General features: G+C 42.1%; 3 protein-coding genes. All 3 read right to left on the bottom strand.

Annotated features, from left to right (window positions below; all coding sequences use genetic code 11):
- The coding region (locus ACTHJT_RS10540) for an Arm DNA-binding domain-containing protein (protein ID WP_440237983.1) at window positions 1-365 on the bottom strand (365 nt) is incomplete at its 3' end.
- A gap of 181 nt (window positions 366-546) precedes the next feature.
- Window positions 547-1500 (bottom strand): ISAon1 family transposase, encoded by a 954-nt coding sequence (locus tag ACTHJT_RS10535; RefSeq protein ID WP_440237984.1) that lies wholly within the window; start codon window positions 1498-1500, stop codon window positions 547-549.
- A gap of 10 nt (window positions 1501-1510) precedes the next feature.
- A complete protein-coding gene (locus tag ACTHJT_RS10530) occupies window positions 1511-1888 on the bottom strand; it encodes an ISAon1 family transposase N-terminal region protein (protein WP_440237982.1) in 378 nt (125 codons plus the stop codon).
- Between the last annotated feature and the right edge of the window lie 166 nt (window positions 1889-2054).

Genomic DNA, 2054 nt, shown 5'->3' with positions numbered 1-2054 from the left:
GCTTCAATTTTGTTGTTATGGTCTTGAAAGATTTTGACCAGGCTTCTACCTCTTTCCGTTTTACCCGATACTTTGTTTTTAAGTACCTCGGCGGTTACCGGCTCGCCTGCAGCTAACAACAGTGCATGGTTTTGATGGATTTTTCCTTGTAGAATATTCAGGTAAGCATTGAGGGCTTTGGTATCTTCTTTACTGCCTGAGGCAATACCCGCCTGGGAGTTCCATTTTTCCGGAGGGCATTCTCTACCAACAGACATCTCGGCTCGTAATCCATCTACGGTAATACGTAAATAGATTGGCGCCGGACCTGATACATAACCTTTGGGTTTCTTCAAGTAGAAGAGAAAACTGAAATTTGATTGCATGGGTGGTGACCTTTTTGCAGTGATAAAAATAGATTGATTACCGACTGCAAACAAGATGTTCAAATGCTGAACAGCTTAGTATACAAGCATTTCAGGAAAAGCTGGTGAGTAATTTTTGTACTAAAATGAACTCACCGAATGACTCACGGACCAATACCAAAAGTTGTGGAGTTGAATAAAATCAGGCATAAATTTTGGCAAATCTGAACAGGAAAAATTCAATTGATCTTACTCCTCTGAGTTGCCTTCTGAAGGCTTTTATTTTTGCATTGAAAGATTCTGCTGAAGCATTTGTCGACCTGTTGTCGAAGTAGTTGACGATAGTTTTGTAATGACTTTGTATAGATCTGGATATAGAGTTAAATGCTTTAAATCCGGCTTGCCTTACTTTTTCGTGCCATTTAGCCAGACGAGTCAGACCGTAGAGTTTATCTTGTGTTTTGTCATATACATTCCCAAGTTCAAGTGAAAGGTTATATGCGCGTTCCAGATCCGGATAGCGTTCAAAAAGCAGTTCAGCCCTTTGTTGTTGACTTTGCGTCCAAAAAGCTGGCTTTTTGTAGAGTACATAGCGGCTTCTGGCAAGCAGTTGTTTTACGGTATCGCCATTAGGCAATACCTCGGGAAGATAAGCGGTACCAGCCTCCTTGGCTTTCTCGATGGCATCGTTTTCCGCATCCAGGGCTTGCCAGCGATATTTGATCCTTATTTCCTGCAGGGCTTCCGTTGCCAATTTCTGAACATGGAAGCGGTCTGTGACCCGCATAGCTGCCGGAAAGCTTCGCCGTGCTATCATCTCCATGCTACCGGCCATATCCATCGTGATTTCCTTTACCTCTAACCTTTGTTTCTCCGGAATGCGGTTCAGTACCTCTATCACCTTGTCTGCTTTTGTACCGGCTACAATAGCGACAATGGAGCCTTTCTTACCTTGTGCCGCTTTGTTGGTAACGATGGTATAAAGCTCGTCATGGGACAGACTGGTTTCATCAATAGATAGTTGCGCCCCAAGGTTCTGAGGATAAAGTATCCATTGGCGGGCATGGGAACGTTGGTCCCAATCTTTGAACTCGCTCAGGGTATTTTTATACTGTCTGGAAAGCGTACGGCTCTTTACACCATGAACAGACGCTATAGTAGCAATGTCAATGGCCGTAGTATCGACTGATTTCTTTTAAAAAAGCCGCGAACTCATTGGTTATACGCGTTCCCGGAGCCACAACGGACCAATCCCGATAAATTACCTCCCCCGTTCTTACACGTAGCCAGCGTCTGCGTTTAATGTGCATATACACTTTATGGCCACGGATAGGAAAATCCTGGATGGTAATAGTTGGAAAGAAGCCTTTTGATTGTATTTGTTCAGATGAAAAATTTTCAGGAACATTATTTACTTCTTCCAATTGGAGATGGAAAATATCTTGTTCTTTACGAACCTCATTTAGTTTGAAATGATTTAATATAAACTCTGGTAGAAATAGTTCTACCAACGCGAAATAGCCGTCCTGAATATCTTTTTTCATCCAGAAGCAAAGCTATATTTTTTTATTACTCCACAACTTTTTGAACTGATCCGGAAAAACTACATTTTGAAAATAGTGCTGTTCGAACCGGCCGGGTAAATGAAGCGGCGAAACTTATCTATCTATTGGATAGCCAATTAAGCCCAAATAAAAAAGGACAAAACAG

The organism is Cytophaga sp. (genome assembly GCF_051961495.1).
GTDB lineage: Bacteria > Bacteroidota > Bacteroidia > Cytophagales > Cytophagaceae > Cytophaga.
This window is presented reverse-complemented; position numbering and strand designations above follow the sequence as displayed.

Coding starts and splice junctions, on each gene's coding strand:
- ACTHJT_RS10530 (WP_440237982.1), bottom strand. CDS start 1,888: ATGAAAAAAGATATTCAGGACGGCTATTTCGCGTTGGTAGAACTATTT.